This window comes from Blautia glucerasea (assembly GCF_013304385.1).
GTDB classification, from domain to species: domain Bacteria; phylum Bacillota; class Clostridia; order Lachnospirales; family Lachnospiraceae; genus Blautia_A; species Blautia_A ammoniilytica.
Window position 1 is genome coordinate 1 of sequence record NZ_JAAITU010000147.1, and the last position, 570, is coordinate 570.

The following is a 570-nucleotide window of genomic DNA, read 5'->3' on the forward strand; positions in this document are numbered from 1 at the left end:
CCAGCAAGTTTTAAAATAAACATGTGCACCTCCTATCTTACCAGTCCTGGCATATCATGGTTCACCTCTGCCTGATAATACCCGTTCATCGTAGACGGTGCATTAAACAGGGATGCTAATAAATATTTCTTGATGTTCTTCACTTTGGTGGTGTTACCACGCATACAGTGTAAGACATACTCGATATGTGAATAGGTCAGCATCAGAAATTTTTTCTTCACCAGTGATGCCGGATACCAGTTGCTGGCAATCAATATCTTGTCATTTTTACACATCACAGTTTCTACGATCAGGTTCACGATTTCATCTACCTGTCGCATATCGTCATGATGGGTTACTTCCAGTGATTCATAATCAATGGTCTCTTTGACAAGGTTTTCATAAGCCTGATAATCCTCAGAGCGGTTATCGCTATCAAATCTTTTCTCATCCACAGATATGATAGGATTAGATTTATTATCATTCATTTCAGTATAACTAAGATTAGTATTATTAGGGTTTGAAATGTAAACTTCTTGAAGTTTGTTTTCGGGACTTCTAGAAGTTTGATTTTGGGACTTCATGAAGTTT

General features: G+C 37.4%; 1 protein-coding gene. It reads right to left on the minus strand.

Annotated features, from left to right (window positions below; all coding sequences use genetic code 11):
• Positions 1–32 precede the first annotated feature (32 nt).
• Positions 33–570: DUF6017 domain-containing protein (locus G5B11_RS18810; protein ID WP_244093085.1), on the minus strand; the 538-nt coding region annotated here is incomplete at its 5' end.